18 protein-coding genes are annotated in these 20,053 nt (G+C 69.0%); 16 read left to right on the top strand and 2 right to left on the bottom strand.

Translation table 11 applies throughout. From position 1 onward, the window contains the following. The first annotated feature begins 93 nt into the window (after window positions 1-93). The 11 genes from rpsB (at window position 94) to FV560_RS12145 (ending at window position 11,098) form a co-directional block, all read left to right on the top strand. The gene (gene rpsB / locus FV560_RS12095; protein ID WP_159621800.1) at window positions 94-1,155 is read left to right on the top strand and encodes a 30S ribosomal protein S2; all 1,062 of its coding nucleotides are present in this window, start codon (window positions 94-96) and stop codon (window positions 1,153-1,155) included. Window positions 1,156-1,187: 32 nt separating this feature from the next. Continuing rightward, window positions 1,188-2,027: a translation elongation factor Ts gene (gene tsf / locus FV560_RS12100; protein ID WP_159621801.1), complete on the top strand. Its 840-nt coding sequence runs from the start codon at window positions 1,188-1,190 to the stop codon at window positions 2,025-2,027. A 143-nt stretch (window positions 2,028-2,170) separates the two neighbouring features. Beyond that, the gene (pyrH, locus tag FV560_RS12105; protein ID WP_159621802.1) at window positions 2,171-2,938 is read left to right on the top strand and encodes a UMP kinase; all 768 of its coding nucleotides are present in this window, start codon (window positions 2,171-2,173) and stop codon (window positions 2,936-2,938) included. 2 nt (window positions 2,939-2,940) lie between these two features. Further along, window positions 2,941-3,498: a ribosome recycling factor gene (frr, locus tag FV560_RS12110; RefSeq protein WP_159621803.1), complete on the top strand. Its 558-nt coding sequence runs from the start codon at window positions 2,941-2,943 to the stop codon at window positions 3,496-3,498. Window positions 3,499-3,501: 3 nt separating this feature from the next. Next, window positions 3,502-4,563 carry a phosphatidate cytidylyltransferase gene (locus tag FV560_RS12115; RefSeq protein ID WP_338049704.1) on the top strand — a complete coding sequence of 354 codons (1,062 nt, stop codon included), beginning with the start codon at window positions 3,502-3,504 and terminating at the stop codon, window positions 4,561-4,563. Window positions 4,564-4,609: 46 nt separating this feature from the next. Further along, window positions 4,610-5,767 carry a dual-specificity RNA methyltransferase RlmN gene (rlmN, locus tag FV560_RS12120; RefSeq protein WP_159621804.1) on the top strand — a complete coding sequence of 386 codons (1,158 nt, stop codon included), beginning with the start codon at window positions 4,610-4,612 and terminating at the stop codon, window positions 5,765-5,767. A gap of 25 nt (window positions 5,768-5,792) precedes the next feature. After that, window positions 5,793-6,341, top strand: a complete 549-nt coding sequence (locus FV560_RS12125; RefSeq protein WP_159621805.1) for a DivIVA domain-containing protein — start codon at window positions 5,793-5,795, stop codon at window positions 6,339-6,341. Further along, window positions 6,338-7,516 carry a 1-deoxy-D-xylulose-5-phosphate reductoisomerase gene (gene dxr, locus FV560_RS12130; protein ID WP_159621806.1) on the top strand — a complete coding sequence of 393 codons (1,179 nt, stop codon included), beginning with the start codon at window positions 6,338-6,340 and terminating at the stop codon, window positions 7,514-7,516. Before FV560_RS12125 ends, dxr begins: the two co-directional genes overlap by 4 nt. Before the next feature lie 40 nt (window positions 7,517-7,556). Then, window positions 7,557-8,915, top strand: a complete 1,359-nt coding sequence (locus tag FV560_RS12135; RefSeq protein WP_159621807.1) for a M50 family metallopeptidase — start codon at window positions 7,557-7,559, stop codon at window positions 8,913-8,915. Between the two features lie 105 nt (window positions 8,916-9,020). Continuing rightward, window positions 9,021-10,184 carry a flavodoxin-dependent (E)-4-hydroxy-3-methylbut-2-enyl-diphosphate synthase gene (gene ispG / locus FV560_RS12140; protein ID WP_159621808.1) on the top strand — a complete coding sequence of 388 codons (1,164 nt, stop codon included), beginning with the start codon at window positions 9,021-9,023 and terminating at the stop codon, window positions 10,182-10,184. Between the two features lie 5 nt (window positions 10,185-10,189). Beyond that, the gene (locus tag FV560_RS12145) at window positions 10,190-11,098 is read left to right on the top strand and encodes a GNAT family N-acetyltransferase (protein ID WP_235020092.1); all 909 of its coding nucleotides are present in this window, start codon (window positions 10,190-10,192) and stop codon (window positions 11,096-11,098) included. A 55-nt stretch (window positions 11,099-11,153) separates the two neighbouring features. On the opposite strand, the gene FV560_RS12150 is transcribed toward FV560_RS12145, so the two are convergent. Continuing rightward, the gene (locus tag FV560_RS12150) at window positions 11,154-12,062 is read right to left on the bottom strand and encodes a DNA-formamidopyrimidine glycosylase family protein (RefSeq protein ID WP_159621809.1); all 909 of its coding nucleotides are present in this window, start codon (window positions 12,060-12,062) and stop codon (window positions 11,154-11,156) included. An 88-nt stretch (window positions 12,063-12,150) separates the two neighbouring features. Here FV560_RS12150 and FV560_RS12155 point away from each other — a divergent pair, with 88 nt between their 5' ends. Next, on the top strand, window positions 12,151-13,962 hold the full coding sequence (locus tag FV560_RS12155; protein WP_159621810.1) for a proline--tRNA ligase: 1,812 nt from the start codon (window positions 12,151-12,153) through the stop codon (window positions 13,960-13,962). 10 nt (window positions 13,963-13,972) lie between these two features. Here the strand turns inward: FV560_RS12155 and FV560_RS12160 are convergent, their stop codons facing one another. Then, complete coding sequence (locus FV560_RS12160; RefSeq protein ID WP_159621811.1) at window positions 13,973-14,914, bottom strand: hypothetical protein; 942 nt, start codon at window positions 14,912-14,914, stop codon at window positions 13,973-13,975. A gap of 81 nt (window positions 14,915-14,995) precedes the next feature. Between FV560_RS12160 and FV560_RS12165 the strand changes: the two genes are divergently transcribed. The 4 genes from FV560_RS12165 (at window position 14,996) to infB (ending at window position 20,013) form a co-directional block, all read left to right on the top strand. Next, entirely contained in the window at window positions 14,996-15,490 is a 495-nt protein-coding gene (locus FV560_RS12165) for a ribosome maturation factor RimP (RefSeq protein WP_159621812.1), read from the top strand. A gap of 11 nt (window positions 15,491-15,501) precedes the next feature. Next, window positions 15,502-16,584, top strand: coding sequence for a transcription termination factor NusA (gene nusA / locus FV560_RS12170; RefSeq protein ID WP_159621813.1), 1,083 nt, complete (start codon window positions 15,502-15,504; stop codon window positions 16,582-16,584). 91 nt (window positions 16,585-16,675) lie between these two features. Then, window positions 16,676-17,023: a YlxR family protein gene (locus FV560_RS12175; RefSeq protein WP_159621814.1), complete on the top strand. Its 348-nt coding sequence runs from the start codon at window positions 16,676-16,678 to the stop codon at window positions 17,021-17,023. Between the two features lie 59 nt (window positions 17,024-17,082). Then, complete coding sequence (gene infB / locus FV560_RS12180) at window positions 17,083-20,013, top strand: translation initiation factor IF-2 (protein WP_159621815.1); 2,931 nt, start codon at window positions 17,083-17,085, stop codon at window positions 20,011-20,013. Window positions 20,014-20,053: the final 40 nt, after the last annotated feature.

A 20,053-nucleotide genomic window follows, 5' to 3' on the forward strand; every position in this document is an offset into this window, starting at 1 on the left:
CACGTGGCGGCTGCTGGAGAAGACAACCGAGATCGTGCCCGGTCCTCCGGGCACCCGACGCGCAGGCATGCCCTGCGTCAGGAAGGACGAGCCATGGCCGTCGTCACCATGCGCCAGCTCCTCGAGAGCGGCGTCCACTTCGGGCACCAGACCCGCCGGTGGAACCCCAAGATGAAGCGCTTCATCTTCACTGAGCGCAACGGCATCTACATCATCGACCTGCAGCAGTCGTTGCAGGACATCGACCGGGCGTACGAGTTCGTGAAGGAGACGGTCGCACACGGCGGCACGATCCTGTTCGTCGGGACGAAGAAGCAGGCCCAGGAGGCGGTTGCCGAGCAGGCGACCCGCGTGGGGATGCCCTATGTCAACCAGCGCTGGCTCGGCGGCATGCTCACCAACTTCGGAACTGTGAGCAAGCGGCTGTCCCGTCTGAAGGAGCTGGAGGAGGTCGACTTCGACGACGTCGCCTCGAGCGCCTTCACCAAGAAGGAGCTGCTGATGCAGCGCCGCGAGCGCGACAAGCTCGCCCGCACCCTCGGTGGTATCCGCGACATGGCCAAGTTGCCCTCGGCCGTGTGGATCGTGGACACCAAGAAGGAGCACCTCGCCGTCGCCGAGGCGCGCAAGCTCAACATCCCGATCGTCGCCATCCTGGACACCAACTGTGATCCGGACGAGGTCGACTACCCGATCCCGGGCAACGACGACGCGATCCGCGCCGTCACCCTCCTCACCCGGGTGATCGCCGACGGTGCCGCTGAAGGGCTCGTGGCCCGCCACGGCGGGGGCAGCTCGAATGCTCCGGCCGATGCAGAACCACTCGCCGAGTGGGAGCGTGAGTTGCTCGCTGCCGACGAGTCCGCCGGCACGGGTAGTGAGTCCGGGACCGCCCCGGCCGATTCTCCGGCTGCTCCCGCGCCCGAGGCTGCTAGCACGGAAGCGCCGGCCACCGAGGCACCGGCCACCGAGGCACCAGCCACCGAGGCGAGCACGACCGATGCTGAGGCTGCATCCCCGGTAGCGGAGGCTGCTGAGGTTCCGGCTGCTGACGCTGCTGAGGTTCCGGCCGCTGAGGCGGCGGAGGTTCCCGCCGCCGACACCGCCGACGTGCCTGACACCGACGAGCCTGCCGGCGACAACGCCCAGGGCTGAGACGACCGAGAAGATCTCAGAGAGGATCATTCATGGCGAACTACACCGCCGCTGACATCAAGACCCTCCGTGAGCGCACCGGCGCCGGAATGCTCGACGTCAAGAAGGCCCTGGACGAGGCGGACGGCGACCTCGACAAGGCGCAGGAAGTCATTCGCGTCAAGGGCCTCAAGGGCGTCAGCAAGCGTGAGGGCCGATCGGCCTCGGACGGCCTCGTTGCCGTCAAGATCGTCGACGACGCTCAGGGGCAGGTCGGCGTCCTGGTCGAGGTGAACTCGGAGACCGACTTCGTCGCCAAGAACGACGTCTTCGTGAACCTGGCCGAGCGGGTGGTCGCCACCGCGCTTGAGTCCGGAGCGACCGATGCGGAGCAGGCGCTCGCCGCCGAGATCGATGGTCGTCCGCTGTCTGCTGCCGTGGACGACACTGCGGCGACCCTCGGCGAGAAGGTTGTCGTGCGCCGGGTTGCGCGCCTCAGCGGAGCCAAGGTGACCGAGTACCTGCACCGCACCAACAAGGACCTGCCCCCGCAGGTCGGTGTGCTGGTCGCCTCTGACGAGGCCGGTGCCGAGGTGGCGCGCGACGTCGCGATGCACATCGCCGCGTTCTCGCCCACATTCCTCAGTCGCGACGACGTCCCGGCCGACAAGGTCGCGGACGAGCGGCGTATCGCCGAGGAGACTGCTCGCAACGAAGGAAAGCCGGAGCAGGCGCTGCCGAAGATCATCGAGGGCCGTCTGAACGGCTTCTTCAAGGAGGTCGCGCTGCTCGACCAGCCGTTCGCGAAGGACCCGAAGAAGACGGTGGGTCAGATCGTCTCGGAGGCCGGCGGCACGATCACCGGATTCGCACGCTTCCGCGTCGGTTCCTGATCGCAGCCGACCATGAGGTGTGGCCCCGCCCCGGCACGGGTCGGGGCCACACCCATGTCTGCCCGCGGGCAGGCTCGACGTACCATCACCCCTGAGGCCGGTCTCACCCGGCTCCCGAACCGGACCTTCCTGGAGGAAGCTCGATGAGTACCACCACCCCCCACCCCCGGCGCGTCCTGCTCAAGCTCTCCGGCGAGGTGTTCGGCGGGGGGGCGGTCGGACTCGACCCAGCGGTCGTGAGTACGGTCGCGACCGAGATCGCCGATGCCGCCCGTGCCGGAGTGCAGGTGGCGATCGTGGTGGGTGGAGGCAATTTCTTCCGGGGAGCTGAACTCTCCCAGAGTGGCATGGACCGCGCTCGCGCTGACTACATGGGCATGCTCGGGACTGTCATGAACTGCCTCGCCCTGCAGGACTTCCTGGAGAAGGCCGGTGTCACCACCCGTGTGCAGACCGCGATCACGATGGGTCAGGTCGCCGAACCCTATATTCCGCTGCGGGCCATCCGGCACCTGGAGAAGGGGCGGGTCGTGATCTTCGGCGCCGGGGCTGGGATGCCGTATTTCTCCACCGACACCGTCGCGATTCAGCGCGCCCTGGAGACCCACTGCGAGGAGGTCCTCGTCGGCAAGAACGGGGTCGACGGGGTCTACACCGCGGATCCGCGGCTCGACTCCGGTGCCGTCCGGATCGAGGAGTTGACATTCGACCAGGCCATCCAGCAGGACCTGCGGGTGGTCGACTCCACGGCTCTGGCTCTGTGCCGTGACAACCAGCTCACCATGCGCGTGTTCGGGATGAACGACCCCGGCAACGTCGCAGGTGCGCTCAAGGGTGAGAAGATCGGAACGATCGTGACGTCGCACCCGCGGCACACTGAGCCAGGCCAGTCCCAGCACACCAAGGAGTAAGAGTGATCGACGAGACCCTCCTCGAGGCCGAGGAGAAGATGGACAAGGCCGTGGATGTCGCGCGCGAAGATCTCGCAGGCATCCGCACGGGGCGGGCGAACGCCGGGATGTTCGCCAAGATCGAGGTCGACTACTACGGCGCTCCCACGCCGCTGCAGCAGCTCGCCTCCGTCACCATCCCCGAGGCGCGCACCGTCCTGATCGGCCCCTACGACAAGAGCGCGATGAGCGCCGTCGAGAAGGCGCTGCGAGAGTCGGACCTGGGCGTCAACCCCAGCAACGACGGCAACGTCATCCGCGTGGTGCTGCCACAGCTGACCGAGGAGCGGCGCCGCGACTACGTCAAGCTGGCGAAGACGAAGGGTGAGGAGGCGCGAGTCTCGGTGCGCAACATCCGGCGCCGCGCCAAGGAAGAGCTCGACCGCATCGCCAAGGACGGTGAGGCCGGCGAGGACGAGGTGAATCGTGCCCAGGGTGAGCTCGATGCCCTCACGAAGAAGCACACCGAGCTGGTCGATTCGCTTCTTGCCGGCAAGGAGAAGGAACTGCTCGAGGTCTGACGCGTGCCCGACTCTTCCACGCCCCAGGTGCCGGCGGGCGACCCGCCGGTGCAGACGCGGCGTGCCCTGCGGCGTGCCGAACGAGCCGCCCAGCTCGAGGTCGAACTCGCGGCGGCGACGTCGGTGCGACGAGCGCGCCGGACGGCACAGACGGGACAGGTGCCGCTGGGCACCGTCGAGCTGCCCGCTACGAGGGTTGCCGATCCCGAACCGCGGGCCCTGCTCTCCGAGCCGGAGCCGCAGGGGCAGCGGACCTCCCGGGCCGGGCGCAACCTGCCCGTGGCGATCGGGGTGGGGCTCGGCCTGGGAGCAGCGCTCGTGCTCTCGCTGTTCCTGCGCAAGGAAGTCTTCCTCGGCCTGGCTGTACTCGCCTGCGGGATGGCCCTGCGGGAGCTCGACCAGGCGTTGCGGACCCGGGATGTGCGGCTGCCGCTGCTGCCGTTGTTCGTCGGTACCATCGGCATGCTCGTCACCGCCTATACCGCCGGCATCGAAGCATTGCTGGTGGCTTTCCTGCTGACTGCTGGCGGGGTCTTCGTCTGGCGCGTGCTCGACGGTGGCGGAGTGGTGGCGCTGCGGGAGGCGACCACCGGCATCTTCGCCGCCGCCTACATCCCGTTCCTGGCCGGCTTCCTCACGATCATGCTCTCGGCCGACGACGGGCCGTGGCGGGTGCTGCTGGTCATCGCCCTGGTCGTGTCCAACGACGTCGGCGGCTACACGGCGGGCGTACTGTTCGGGCGCCACCCGATGGCGCCCACTGTGAGCCCGAAGAAGTCCTGGGAAGGTGCCGCGGGCTCGCTCGTGCTGGCGGTCGCCGTCGGCGTGACGATGAGTATGCTCGCACTGGATCTTGCCTGGTGGGCCGGGGTGATCCTCGCGATCGGTGCCGTGGCGGGCGCCACCATGGGCGATCTGGCGGAATCGCTGCTCAAACGTGATCTCGGCGTCAAGGACATGGGTACCCTCCTGCCCGGTCACGGAGGAGTCCTGGACCGTGTGGACTCGATCTTGCTCGCCAGTCCGGTTGTCTTCGCGGTGCTGCTCGTGCTCGCGCCCACCTGAGCGGTGCGTGACCACCGCGGTTCGCCCTCTGGGAGAATGGAACACCATGACGTCGCAACCCCAGGTCCTTCCGCACCATGATCGTGGTGCCGGTGATCGCCCGCAACTCTCCTTCGCCATTCCTCGCCGTGGTAAGCCGCCCCGCCACCTCGCCGACCTGAGCCTCGCCGAGCGCTCGGAGGTGCTGCGTGAGGCCGGGCTGCCCGCTTACCGTGCCAAGCAGCTCTCGACCCACTATTTCGCCCGCCTCACCCGCGATCCCGAGGCGATGACCGATATCCCCGCCGACCAGCGTCATGAGCTGGCCGAGCTGCTGCTCCCGGAGCTGCTCACCGAGCACCGCCGGTTGGAGGCTGACGGCGGAACCACTGTCAAGATGCTGTGGAACCTCTTCGACGGGGTCAAGGTCGAGTCGGTGCTCATGGGGTACACCGGCCGTACTCCCCGTGCCACCCTGTGCGTGTCCAGCCAGGCCGGGTGCGGGATGGCCTGCCCGTTCTGCGCCACCGGGCAGCAGGGCCTGACGCGCAACCTGTCCACTGCCGAGATCATCGAGCAGGTGCGCGCGGCCGCTGTCAGCTGTCGTGACGGCGAGGTGCCCGGGGTCGAACGTCTTTCCAACATCGTCTTCATGGGGATGGGCGAGCCGCTGGCCAACTACAAGGCGGTGATCGCCGCCGTGCAGCGGATGGTCGAGCCTGCACCTGAGGGGCTCGGGCTCTCCGCCCGCCACATCACCGTCTCCACCGTCGGTCTGGTTCCGGCGATCCGCAAGCTCACGGATCTCGCCATTCCCGTCACGCTCGCACTCTCGCTGCACGCCCCCGATGATGAGCTGCGCTCCCAGCTCGTCCCGATCAACACCCGCTGGTCCGTCGGTGAGGCGCTCGACGCCGCGAAGGAGTACTTCGACGCCACCGGCCGGCGGGTGAGTATCGAGTACGCCCTGATCAAGGACATGAACGACCACGCCTGGCGTGCGGACCTGCTCGCCTCCGAGCTGTTGCGCCGTGGCCGCGGGTGGGTGCACGTCAACCCGATCCCGCTCAATCCCACCCCGGGTTCGATCTGGACGGCGAGCGAGAAGCACGTCGAGGACGAGTTCGTGGCACGCTTGCGCTCGGCGGGGATCCCGGCGACAGTCCGGGACACCCGCGGCAGCGACATCGACGGCGCATGCGGTCAGCTCGCCGCCCAGGACTGACCGCGTTCGGCAGAGAGGACACGCGATGGAGGGGCTGTTCCCGACCGTCAAAGGCTGGGCCAACGGCTACGACCAGGACGAGGTCGAGGAGTTCTTTGCCGATGCCCGGGCCGCCTACGAGGGGGCCGAGAGTGCAGCGATGTCGGCTGAGGACGTGCGCCGGGTGGCGTTCGATCTTGTGCGTGGCGGCTACGAACCGGCCGCAGTCGATGCAGCCCTCGACCGGCTCGAGGGGGCGTTCGTGCAGCGAGCCCGGGCCGACTTCATCGCCGTGCACGGTCAGGAAGCCTGGATGGAACAGGTGGCCGAACGTGCGACCACGCTCTACCCACGCCTCGTCCGGCCCGCGGGCGAACGATTCGCGCCGCCGGAGCGGGGCCGAGGGTACGCAGCGGCCGCTGTCGATGAATTGATGGACCGGCTCGTCGGGTACTTCGACACCGGGCACACGCTCAGCGCGGCCGAGCTGCGTCATGCGAGTTTTCCTCGTGCCGGTCGCTCACGCGCCTATGCCGAAGGTCCGGTGGATGCCTTCCTCGACCGTGCCGTCGACGTCCTCCTGGCTGTTGAATGAGCACCCGGACCGTCACCATCCTCGGCTCGACCGGTTCCATCGGAACCCAGGCGATCGAGGTGATCCGGGCCCGTCCTGAGCAGTTCCGCGTGCGCGGCCTCGCGGCTGGCGGCCGGGATCTGCCGCTGCTCGCACGTCAGGCCGTCGAGTTGGACGTGGAGCACGTCGTCGTCGCCGACGAGAGCCGGTCGCGGCAGCTCCGGGACGAACTCGTCGCGGCAGCCGGGGCGGCAGGACGAACCGGACGTCTCCCGCAGATCGCCGCCGGTGCGGAGGCCGTCACAGAGCTGGCAGGCGTTCGTGTGGACGTCGTGCTCAACGGGATCACCGGCAGTATCGGCCTGCGCCCCACCCTGGCGGCTCTGCGTGCCGGATCGACGCTCGCGTTGGCCAACAAGGAGTCGCTGATCGTCGGCGGCCCGCTGGTGCAGGCCGAGGCGCGACCTGGCCAGATCGTCCCTGTCGACTCCGAGCACAGCGCCATCGCCCAATGCCTGCGCGGTGGGCGCGCCGCGGAGGTGCGACGGCTGGTCCTGACCGCCAGCGGCGGACCGTTCCGCGGCCGCAGCCGCCGCGAGCTGGAGCACGTGACACCGCAGGAGGCACTGCGCCACCCCAACTTCGCGATGGGGACGGTGATCACCACCAACTCGGCCACGCTCGTGAACAAGGGCCTGGAGGTCATCGAGGCGCACCTGCTGTTCGGGGTGCCCTTCGATGCGATCGACGTCGTGGTCCACCCGCAGCAGCAGATCCATTCGATGGTCGAGTTCCATGATGGGTCGACCATCGCCCAGCTGGGGCCGCCGCGCATGCTGGTGCCGATCGCCCTGGGCCTGTCCTGGCCGGATCGACTCGTCGATGTGGACACCCCCTGTGACTGGACGACGGCGAGCACCTGGGAGTTCGGTCCGTTGGACGAGGAGGCCTTCCCGGCGGTGCGGCTGGCGCAGCAGGTGGGACGTGCTGGGGGAACGTATCCGGCGGTGTACAACGCGGCGAACGAGGAGGCGGTCGCCGCCTTCCACGGTGGCGCCCTCAGCTTTCCCGGCATCGTCGAGCTGGTGGCGCGAGTCGTGGAGGAACACCGCGGTGGTCCCGCCCGGGACGTCGAGGACGTCCTTGCCGCCGACTCCTGGGCGCGTGAGCGGGCACGGGCCGTCCTGAGCGCCTGATCCGTGCGGGGACACCAGGTCCGCGACGTACCCTGAGGGCATGGACTTCTGGTGGGGCGTGCTCATCATCGCGATCGGGTTGATCCTCTCGATCGCCCTGCACGAGATCGGGCACCTGGTCCCGGCGAAGCTGTTCAAGGTCCGCGTGACCCAGTACTTCGTCGGTTTCGGCCGGACGTTGTGGTCGACGCGTCGCGGCGGAACCGAGTACGGAGTCAAGATGCTCCCGCTCGGCGGCTACGTGCGCATGGTGGGTATGTTCCCGCCGGCCGGGGTGCAGGAGGGTGAGCAGCTCAGCGAGGACGCCCGCTACGAGGCGCGACAGCGCCGGACCGGGCTGCGTGGGGTGATCACCGGCATCGTGGAGGAGACCCGAGCCGCGAGCACCGACGAGATCGCTTCTGAGATCCGCCCCGGGGACGGCCGGCTCGCGTTCTACCAGCTCACGATGCCGCGCAAGCTGGTCGTCATGGCTGGTGGACCGCTCATGAACCTGCTCATCGCCGTGGTCCTGTTCGCCGTGGTCCTCAGCGGCTTCGGCGTCCCGACTGCGAGCAACCAACTCGCGTCGGTCTCGTCGTGCGTGTTGCCCGCAGGTGAGGATCGCGAGTGCACCGATGCCGACCCGGTGGCGCCCGCTGCGCAGGCGGGTCTGCAGCCGGGGGACCGGGTGGTCTCCTGGGCTGGCACGCCGATCGCCGACTGGGAGGATCTGACGGACGCGATCGACGCCACCGGCACCCGCACGGTGGAGGTCGTCGTCGAACGCGATGAGAACCGGTTGCCGCTGACCCTGACTCCCACTCTCACCGAACGCCCAGTGGTCGAGGACGGCGCGTACGTCACCGATGCCGAGGGTGAGCAGCTGTACACCGAGCAGCCGTTCGTCGGGGTCGGAGCCGGGCGGGAACTGGTGCCGCAGCCCGTCACGGCCGTGCCGGGGCACGTGTGGCAGGTCTTCACCGGCACTGTCGAGATCGTGCTCACGCTACCCCAGCGGCTCGTCTCGATCGCCCAGTCCACCCTCGGTGGGGCCGAGCGCGACCCCGGTGTGGTCGGCATCGTGGGAGTGGGGCGCCTCGGAGGCGAGGTCACCTCCACCGATCTCCTGACCACTCCGGAACGCGGTGCCGTGCTGCTGGAGATCCTCGCCTCGCTGAACATGGCACTGTTCGTGTTCAACCTGGTGCCCTTGCTCCCGCTGGACGGCGGGCACATCGCGGGTGCGCTGTTCGAGTCGGCGCGACGCCGTCTCGCCCAGCTCACCGGCCGAGCCGACCCTGGCCCGGCAGATACAGCGAAGCTCATGCCGATCACCTATGTCGTCGTCGTCCTGCTGGCGGGTATGAGCGTCATGCTCGCGATCGCCGACATCGTGAACCCGATCCAGTTCTTCTGAGAGGTTCGGCGAGGAGGGGTGCCGTTCGCGTGCGGCATGAACTCGCGGACCCACCTGGCAGCTCCGGGGGAGCGAACCACATCCCGTCAGTGTGATACTGGGGGAGTGAGTGTTCCGATCAGCCTGGGCATGCCCGCCGTCAAGGAAACCCCTCCGGTGCTGGCGCCGCGACGCAAGACCCGCAAGATCAAGGTCGGTGCGGTCGAGGTCGGCGGTGACGCACCGATCTCGGTGCAGTCGATGACCACGACCCCGACCACCGACATCAACGCCACGCTGCAGCAGATCGCTGAGCTGACCGCCTCCGGGTGCGACATCGTCCGGGTGGCCGTCCCCACTGCCGATGATGCCGCTGCGTTGCCGATCATCGCCAAGAAGTCGCAGATCCCGGTGATCGCCGACATCCACTTCCAGCCGAAGTACGTCTTTGCCGCGATCGACGCCGGCTGCGCCGCGGTCCGGGTCAACCCGGGCAACATCCGCAAGTTCGACGACCAGGTCGCCGAGATCGCGAAGGCTGCCTCCGACGCCGGGGTCTCGCTGCGGATCGGCGTCAACGCCGGCTCGCTCGACAAGCGTCTGCTCGCCAAGTACGGCAAGCCGACGCCCGAGGCGCTGGTCGAGTCCGCCGTCTGGGAAGCGTCGCTGTTCGAGGAGCACGACTTCCACGACTTCAAGATCTCCGTCAAGCACAACGATCCCGTCGTGATGGTGCGTGCCTACGAGTTGCTCTCCGAGCGTGGCGACTGGCCACTGCACCTCGGGGTCACCGAGGCGGGTCCGGCTTTTCAGGGCACCATCAAGTCGGCGACCGCGTTCGGCGCACTGCTCAGCCAGGGCATCGGGGACACGATCCGGGTCTCCCTGTCCGCCCCGCCCGCCGAGGAGGTCAAGGTCGGCCTGCAGATCCTGCAGTCGCTCAACCTGCGCGAGCGTAAACTCGAGATCGTCTCCTGCCCCTCCTGCGGGCGGGCCCAGGTGGACGTATACACCCTCGCCGACGAGGTGACCGCAGGCCTGGAGGGTATGACCGTCCCGCTGCGGGTCGCCGTCATGGGATGCGTGGTGAACGGGCCTGGAGAGGCACGCGAAGCCGACCTCGGCGTGGCCTCCGGAAACGGTAAGGGCCAGATCTTCGTCAAGGGTGAGGTCATCAAGACCGTGCCCGAGGACCAGATCGTGGAGACCCTCATCGCCGAGGCCACCCGGATCGCCGAGTCGATGGACAGTACCGACTCCGACGGTAGCCCGGTCGTCTCCGTCTCCTGATCGTCGTGCCCACCTGGCCCCGGCCCCGTGCAGCCCGGGGCGCCCGCGCGCGTGCCCTGCGGCCCGAGCCCGTCCCCGAACCGCTGGTCACCACCGCGCGCAGTGCCGATGCTGGTGAGCTGCTCCGGTTCTGCCAGGCGGCCCCGGTCGACGCCGCACTGCTGGGTGAGCATGTGGAGGCGTTGCCGCGGTACATGTTCACTCGCGACCAGCTGTTGTGCGTGCGCACGAGCGATGGTCTGGACGGCCTGTGCTGGACGGGCGGGAATGTGGTCCCGTTCCGGGTTGCGCCTCGTGCTGCGCCCCCTCTGGCCGAAGCCATCCGGTCAGGACGGCGCCGGTATTCCTCCATCGTCGGCCCGGCTGAGGACGTGCTCGCCTTGTGGGACCAGCTGCGCCAGGATGGGGCGGTCCCACGGGAGGTCCGCGAGAACCAGCCGTCGATGATGATCGATCACGACCCATTGGTGCCGCCCGAACCGAAGGTGCGGGTCTGCACGAGTGCCGACCTGGATGTGCTCATGCCTGCATGTGTGGCGATGTTCACCGAGGAGGTGGGGTACTCGCCGTTGCAGTCCGGGGGCAGCTATGAGCGCAGGATCAGGTCCCTGGTCGACGGTGGCCGGGCATTGGCATGGATCGAGACCACCGAGTCCGGGCCTCAGGTGATCTTCAAGGCCGAGATCGGCACCGTCGCACTCGGTGTGGCTCAGGTCCAGGGGGTGTGGGTGCACCCCGGGTACCGGGGGCGCGGATTCGCAGCCACGGGTATGGCCGCCGTGGTTGCGCACACGCGCGAGCGGGTGGCGCCGGTGGTCTCCCTGTACGTCAACTCCTACAACATCAGGGCGCTGGCGGCGTACGACGCCGTCGGATTCCGGCGAGTGGGCACCTACGCGACCGTGCTCTTCTGATCCGGTCGCGTCATGACGGCGGTCGCTGGCAAGGTCGCCCGATGCGGCCGCCACGTCAGCGCAACAGTCGCGACATGCGCCGGTCGGCGAGCACCTTTCCCCCGGTCTGGCAGGTGGCGCAGTACTGCAGCGAGGAGTCGGCGAACGAGACTTCGCGCACCACATCACCGCAGACCGGGCACTCGTGTCCGGCCCTGCCGTGCACCCGCATCCCGGCCCGCTTGGCATCCTTGAGCTCAGCGGCGGGTTTGCCTGCCGCGGCAGCGAGGGCTTCGGCGAGCACGGCCTGCATCGTCGCATGCAGGTCGCTGACTTCCTCCGGTGTCAACGACGTCGTCGGCGCGAACGGGCTCATCCCGGCGGCATGCAGGATCTCGTCGGAGTAGGCGTTTCCGATCCCGGCGATGATGCTCTGGTCGCGCAGCACCCCCTTGAGCTGCGCCCGTCGCCGGCCGAGCAGCTCGCCGAGGACCGCCGGCGTGAACTCGTCGCTGAGCGGATCAGGGCCCAGGCTGGCCACCAGCGGCACCTCGCCGGCCCGACGGACCACATGGACGGCGAGGCGCTTGCGGGTCCCGGCCTCGGTCAGGTCGAAGGCGGACCCGTCATCGAGAACGACTCGTACCGCGATCGGCGACTTGGGTGAGCGGGGTACCGTAGCGGGCGCCTTCTCCTGCCAGCGCAACCAGCCTGCGCGGGCGAGATGGACGACGAGCGACAGGGTGCTCTCCTCGCTGTCGCTATCGTCGTCGTCATCGCGATCCTGCCCGGCACGGGTGAGGATGTCGAGCCACTTCCCGTACCGGTCCACCCGGTCCACGATGCGCCCGACCAGCGCCTGCGGTGGCGGATCGAAGGTCTTGAGGGCTTGGATCCCCGGCACATGGACGGCCGCGACGGTGCGGCCGGTCAACCGTTCGGTGAGGTAGGCAGCCAGGCCGGCCACCTCGGGCATCTCGGGCATGACTCCAGTGTGGCCTGCCGGGCCCGGACGGGCCAGGCAGGCCGGCCTCCGGTACCGAACCCCCGGCGCGGGACACTAGACTCGCGGCGTGCTGATGCGGATGTCGACCCTGTTCCTGCGGACCCTGCGAGAGGACCCGGCCGATGCCGAGGTCGCGAGCCACAAACTGCTCGTGCGCGCCGGATACATCCGGCGCGCGGCGCCGGGGATCTACTCCTGGCTCCCGCTGGGCCTGAAGGTGCTCGCCAAGATCGAGGCCGTGGTCCGCGAGGAAATGGACGCCATCGGTGCCCAGGAGGTGCACTTCCCGGCCCTCCTGCCGAAGGAACCGTATGAGGCGACCGGCCGCTGGACCGAGTACGGACCCAATCTGTTCCGCGTGAAGGACCGCAAGGAGGCCGACTACCTGCTGGCGCCCACACACGAGGAGATGTTCACCCTGCTGGTGCGGGACCTGTACTCCTCGTACAAGGATCTGCCGGCGATCCTGTACCAGGTGCAGACGAAGTACCGCGACGAGGCCCGTCCGAGGGCCGGACTGATCCGCGGCCGGGAGTTCATCATGAAGGACTCCTACTCCTTCGATATCGACGAGGCCGGCCTGGACGCCTCGTATGCCAAGCACCGCGGGGCCTACCAGCGCATCTTCGACCGGCTCGGCCTCGACTACGTGATCGTGGCTGCCGAGGCCGGGGCGATGGGCGGATCGCGCTCAGAGGAGTTCCTGCACCCGTGTGAGATCGGGGAGGACACCTTCGTGCGCTCCGCCGGCGGGTACGCCGCCAATGTGGAGGCCGTCGCCACACCCGTCCCTGGCGAGCAGGATGCATCCGGCATCGGGCCGGCGCACGTGGAGGACACGCCCGACACGCCCACCATCGACACGCTGGTGGCCGCCGCCAATCAGATCGCGCCGCGGCAGGACCGACCCTGGACGGCGGCCGACACGCTGAAGAACGTGGTGGTCGCCCTGGTCTCTCCGACCGGGGAGCGCGAGCTTCTGGTGGTGGGCCTGCCCGGCGACCGGCAGGTGGATGCCAAGCGTCTCGAGGCGGCCGTCTTCCCGGCCGAGGTGGATCAGACCACCGAGGCGGACTTCGCTGCGCACCCGGAGCTGGTGCCCGGCTACATCGGTCCGCAGGTGCTCGGCCCGAACGGTGCGCCCCGCGAGGAGGATCGGACAGATGGAGCCGGCGGTGCCGTGCGTTATCTGCTCGACCCACGCGTGGTCCCCGGTACGGCTTGGGTCACTGGCGCGAACGAACGCGGCAAGCACGTCTTCGACTTGGTGGCCGGCCGCGACTTCACCGCGGACGGGGTGATCGACGTCGCCGAGGTTCGTGCCGGTGACGAGGCGCCGGACGGTTCAGGCCCGCTGGAGCTGGCTCGCGGGATCGAGATCGGTCACATCTTCGCCCTCGGGCAGAAGTATGCGAAGGCGCTCGAGCTGTCGGTGCTCGATCAGAACGGCAAGGCGGTCACGGTGACGATGGGCTCCTACGGTCTCGGAGTGACCCGGGTGCTCGCAGCGATTGCGGAATCGACGAGCGACGAGAAGGGGCTGGCCTGGCCGGTACCGGTCGCCCCAGCGCACGTGCACGTGCTCGCCACCGGGAAGGACCCAGCCGTCTTCGAAACCGCCGAGAGACTCGCGGACGAGCTCGACTCCATGGGGGTGGAGGTTCTCTACGACGACCGCCCGAAGGTATCCGCCGGGGTGAAGTTCGCCGACTCCGAGCTGCTCGGCCTGCCCTATGCGCTCGTGGTGGGTCGCGGACTGGCCGACGGTGTGGTCGAGGTGCGCCATCGGGCCAGCGGGGATCGCGAGGAACTCCCGCCCGAGCAGGCTGTGGCACGGCTGCGTGAGCTGCTGACCGGGGCTGGTCTCTCGCTGCGCTGATCGGCCGGCCCTATCCCTGCCCTGGGAAGGGCTGGGAGAGATCCGGGGGAGCCACGCGCGCCGCGGCTCGGGCATGGTCCAGCAGTCCCAACCGGTCCTCCGGATCGGCGGAGGGGATCTGCGCCAGCCATCCGGGCATCAGGTCCGCCCGCCAGGCGGCCATGTCCGCCTGCAGATCCCCGACGGCGTAGCTCACCTCCCGTGGATCGTCCGAGGTGCCGTCGAGGCCGGCAGCGACCGCCACCTGCTCGGCCAGGTCCCGGTCGGAGATCGCCTGAGCAGCGGCTCGTGCCCGCGCGTCCCCGGTGCTGCGTGCTGCGATCGTCTCACCGGCGTACGCCAGGGCGTCCAGCGTGCGGCACAGCCCGGCCGCAGCCTCGGTGACGGTGGCAGGCATCTGCGGGGCAGGGTCGGCCAGCCCGGGATCGAGATCGAGCATCTCGGCGAGCGTCGCCGCCGCAGCTTCCCGCTGGACGACGATCCCGCTCAGCAGTGCGGCGAGATCCCCGTCCACGGCAGGTTCGGCGACGGCCTCGCGGGCCGTCGCTGCCGAGTCGACGAGGGCGGTGAGCACGTCGGCCGGCCGGGCATCGTCGGGGACGTCGAGACCAGGGACGGACGGGCTGGGGTTCTCGGGGCGCGCAGGGGCACGCCAGACCCCACCGAGGGCCTCGAGCTGAGCCTGAGCCGAGGTGCCGATTCCGGCCACGAGAGCGGATGTCTCCTCGTCGGGTGCTGACGCGAGACCGGCCAACTCCGCGAGCTGCGCACTGGCGATCGCGGCGTCCTGGCGCACCTGCTCCGCCGCGTCGGGGCTGGGCACCGGATCCGGAGGAACGTCGAGCCGGATCGCGCAGCCACCCAGGAGGACCAGGACCGCCGTCAGCCAGAGCGTCAGCCGTCCCGTCCGTCGTCGTCGCCCGCGCGGCGGGCCAGGGATGTGTCGGTCCACGCGTTGATCGTGCCATGCCGGGCGCCTACCCTGGTCGAACCACACTGGACCAGCAGAACAACTGCACAAGGAGAACAACTGATGAGCCCCTCACCTGGACCGCACGTACTCGGCGAACAGTTGCACGAGGTGCTCGCCCCGGTCGTCTCCGGCGCGGGCCTCTACCTTGAGGGCGTGAGCGTCTCCGGTGCTGCCCGGCGCCGTGTGGTGCGCGTCACCGTAGACCTGCCGGACGGACCTGGCGGTGTGACGTCGGACTCGCTTGCGGACGTCTCGCGGGCCGTCTCGCAACGCCTGGACGAGGTGGAGGATCTGCTTGCCGGTTCGTATCTGCTGGAGGTCACGACCCCTGGTGTGACGCGGCCGCTGACCGAACCGAGGCACTTCCGCCGGGCCGAGGGCCGGCTCGTGACGGTCGCCACCGGCGATCGGGAGGTGAGCGGGCGAGTGCTCGGGACGGATGGGCACGAGCTCACGCTGGCGACTGCATCGGGTACCGTCAGCCTGCCGCTGTCGGATGTGGTCCGTGGACGTATCGACGTCGAGCTGAACCGCGCCGGCGACGGCCAGGACTGAGAGGACCGGGCATGGACATCGACATGGCGACTCTGCGGATGATCGAGCGTGAGCGCGACATCCCGCTGGATACGCTGGTGGCAGCGATCGAGCAAGCATTGCTCTCCGCCTACCACCGCACCGATGGCGCATGGACGAACGCTCGCGTGGAGCTGGACCGTAGGTCCGGTCACGTGACCGTCTACGCGCGTGAGGTTCTCGAGGACGAGGCGCCCGCGGAGGAGGTGCAGGTCGAGGGTGAGGCGGGCGAGCACGTGACGGTGACTCCGGGACCGCGGTTGGGCCCCGAGTTCGACGACACGCCGGAGAACTTCGGTCGGATCGCGACCTCGACCGCCCGCCAGGTGATCATGCAGCGGCTTCGTGATGCCGAGGATGACCAGGTTCTGGGCCAGTTCCGCGGCAAGGAGGGTGACGTCGTCGCGGGGACCATCCAGCAGGGCCGGGACCCGCGTACGGTGCTGATCGATCTCGGCGGAGTGGAGGCCGTGCTCCCGGCCCATGAGCAAGTCCCGACCGAGACGTACCGTCACGGAGAGCGGATCCGGGCGTACGTGCTGGAGGTCGCGCGCGGCTTCAAGGGGCCGTCGATCACGGTCTCGCGCACCCACCCCAACCTGGTCCGCCGGCTCTTCGCTCTCGAAGTCCCCGAGGTGGCCGACGGCAGTGTCGAGATCACGGCTCTCGCGCGTGAGAGCGGGCACCGCACGAAGATGGCCGTCCGCTCCACCGTGACGGGCCTCGGCGCGAAGGGCGCATGCATCGGACCGATGGGTCAGCGGGTGCGGGCTGTGATGGCCGAGTTGCGCGGAGAGAAGATCGACATCGTCGACCACAGTGAGGACCCGGCGACGTTCGTAGCTCACGCGCTTTCCCCGGCGCGGGTGAGCAGTGTGGAGGTCGTCGACGCAGCGGCACGCTCGGCGCGTGTGGTCGTACCCGACTATCAACTCTCGCTGGCGATCGGCAAGGAGGGCCAGAACGCGCGCCTGGCCGCCAGGTTGACCGGTTGGAAGATCGACATCCGGCCCGACACCCTCCCTGACGGTGCCGACGCCGGGCCCGGCGCGACCGCCGTACCTGAAACGCAGTAGTATAGTTGGCTGGTGGGTCACGGCCCCGTCCATTCGTCCGCTTGCCAGCGGCGAGGTGCGGTCCAGGCACCGGTCAAGGGATTGCGAACGTATGAATCACTCCCGAGGTCCTGTCCGCACGTGTGTCGGATGCCGAGGACGTGACTCCCGGTCCACCTTGGTTCGCCTGGTCGCGGACTCCTCCACCTCGGATCCGTCCGTTGTGGTGGATCCGAAGGCCAGCTCTCCAGGGCGGGGAGCCTGGGTGCATCCGCACCTGGACTGCCTGGACCGCGCCATCAGCCGACGAGCGATCGTCCGTGCCCTCCGGATCCCGGTCCGGGCTGAGCATGGGAAAGTGGTGGAGTGGTTCGACCGGTTTGTCCGCCGTGAACCGTTGATCATCGAACAAGAGAGCGGGTCAGAAGCCGATGGGCACCCGATGAGCACCCAGCGATGAGCACGCACCGCTAACGACGGTCCGACCCCTGCCTCGGGACGGACCGAGACAGGAGAGTTGTGGCAAAAGTCCGCGTTCACGAGCTCGCGAAAGAGCTCGGCGTCGACAGTAAGACCGTCCTGGCGAAGCTGAACGAGCTCGGTGAGTTCGTCAAGTCAGCCTCGTCCACTATCGAACCGCCGGTCCAGCGTCGTCTGCGCGAGGCGTTCCCGGAGACCGACTCCGCGGCGCCGGCACCGGCTAAGAAGGATGCTCCGGCTCGGCCCAAGTCGGCCACACCGAAGCCTCCGGCCAAGCCTGCACCGAAGGCTGAGCCAGCATCGCAGGCTGAGTCCGCACCCCAGGCTGAGCAGGCACCAGAGGAACCGGCACCGAAGCCTGAGACCGCGCCCGCTCCGGAGCCTGGCTCCGAATCGCGCCCGGCGTCCGAGGCTCCGCCGACCCCGAAGACCGCGGCGCCGACCCCGGCGGAAGCGGCAGCCAAGAAGCCGGCCGCACCGAAGCCCGGTGCACGTCCGGCTCCCAAGCCCGGCGGCACACGCCCCGGGAACAACCCGTTCGCGCCGTCGCAGGGCATGCCTCGCCCGGGCGGCCAGCGTGGCGAACGCAGCGATCGTGGTGAACGTAGCGATCGTCCGGGCCCACGTCCCGGTGGTCAGCGTTCCGGTGGTCCCGGTGCGCCGCGCCCCGGGAACAACCCGTTCGCGCCGTCGCAGGGCATGCCGCGTCCCGGTGGGAGCGGTGGCGCCCGCGGTAGCGGTGACCGTGCTGGTGGTAGCGCCAGCCCTCGCGGCGAGCGCCCAGCCCCCCGTCCGGGTGGTTCCGGTGGTCGCTCCGCCGCTCCAGCAGGACCAGGTGGGTCACGTCCGACGCCCGGGATGATGCCCGGTCGTAGCTCGGTCGGCCGGCCCGGCGCCCCCGCACGCGGTGGCGGCGGTGGCGGTGGCCGCGGCGGACGAGGCGGTCCCGGTGGCCCGGGCGGCCCCGGTGGTGGCGGCGGTTTCGGTGGCCGTCCCGGTGGCCGTCCCGGTGGCGGTGGCCGTGGTGGTCGCGGTGGCACTCAGGGCGCGTTCGGTCGCGCGGGTGGCCGTCCGGTCCGGGGGCGCAAGTCGAAGCGGGCGAAGCGTCAAGAGTTCGAGCAGCAGTCGGCACCGTCCATCGGCGGTGTGCAGGTCCCGCGCGGTGATGGCCGGACGGTCATCCGCATCCGCGCCGGTGCCTCGTTGTCCGACTTTGCCGACCGTATCGACGCCAACCCGGCGAGCCTGGTGACGGTGCTCTTCCACCTCGGTGAGATGGCGACCGCCACCCAGTCTCTCGACGAGGACACGTTCAAGTCACTGGGAGCCGAGCTCGGGTACGTCATCGAGATCGTCTCTCCCGAGGACGAGGACCGCGAGCTGCTCGAGTCCTTCGACATCGACCTCGCGGCCGAGGAGGCAGCGGAGTCCGACGAGGACTTGCAGGCGCGACCCCCGGTCGTCACCGTCATGGGCCACGTCGACCACGGTAAGACCCGCCTGCTGGACGCGATCCGTCGTACGGACGTCGTGGGCGGTGAGGCAGGTGGCATCACCCAGCACATCGGTGCCTACCAGGTCCACGCCGAGCATGAGGGCGACGATCGTGCCGTCACGTTCATCGACACACCGGGTCACGAGGCGTTCACCGCCATGCGTGCCCGTGGTGCCGACGTCACCGACATCGCCATCTTGGTGGTGGCGGCTGACGACGGCGTGATGCCCCAGACGATCGAGGCGCTCAACCACGCTCAGGCGGCGAACGTGCCGATCGTGGTGGCGGTCAACAAGGTGGACAAGCCGGACGCCAACCCCGCGAAGATCCGCCAGCAGCTGACCGAGTACGAGTTGATCGCCGAGGAGTATGGCGGCGAGACCATGTTCGTGGATGTCTCTGCCACCCAGGGCGAGGGGATCGACAACCTGCTCGAGGCGGTCCTGCTGACGGCGGACGCTGCGCTGGAGCTCACCGCGAATCCCGACAAGGACGCGCGTGGTGTGGCGATCGAGGCCAACCTCGACAAGGGTCGAGGCGCTGTCGCCACGGTGCTGGTCCAGTCCGGCACGCTGCGTGTCGGGGACGCGATCGTCGCCGGTACTGCCCATGGACGCGTGCGAGCGATGTTCGACGAGCACGGCAAGACGGTGAAGGAGGCAGGTCCGGCCAACCCGGTGCAGGTCCTGGGGCTGACATCCGTGCCACGCGCCGGTGACACCTTCCTCGTTGCGCCCGACGACCGCACTGCTCGGCAGATCGCGGACAAGCGGGAGGCCGCTGAACGCGCCGCGACCCTGGCCAAGCGCCGCAAGCGGATCTCGCTCGAAGAGTTCACCCAGGCGCTCGAGCAGGGCAAGGTCGATCACCTCAACCTCGTCATCAAGGGTGACGTCTCGGGTGCCGTGGAGGCGCTCGAGGACGCGCTGCTCAAGGTCGACGTGGGCGAGGAGGTCGCGCTGCGGATCATCCACCGCGGGGTGGGTGCGATCACGCAGAACGACGTCAACCTTGCCACGGTGGACAACGCCGTCATCATCGGCTTCAATGTGCGACCCGCCGAGCGAGTCACGCAGATGGCCGATCGTGAAGGTGTGGAGATCAAGTACTACTCGGTCATCTACCAGGCGATCGACGATGTCGAGGCCGCACTCAAGGGCATGCTCAAGCCCGAGTACGAGGAGGTCCAGCTGGGCACCGCGGAGGTCCGCCAGGTGTTCCGATCCTCGAAGGCGGGCAACATCGCCGGTTCGATCGTGCGTTCTGGGCTCATCCGGCGCAACGCGAAGGCCCGGTTGCTGCGTGATGGCGTGGTCATCTCCGACGACCTGGCGATCCAGTCGCTGCGTCGCGAGAAGGACGACGTCACGGAGGTCCGCGACGGTTTCGAGTGCGGTATCGGGCTCGGAGCCAAGGACGTCCGTGAGGGTGACATCATCGAGACCTTCGAGATGCAGGAGAAGCCCCGCTCCTGACGGGTACCGGCGAGGGCCGGGGGCGGCTGGACGACGGCTG

Origin of the sequence: Ruania rhizosphaerae, from assembly GCF_009805705.1 — a bacterium.
GTDB lineage: Bacteria > Actinomycetota > Actinomycetes > Actinomycetales > Beutenbergiaceae > Ruania > Ruania rhizosphaerae.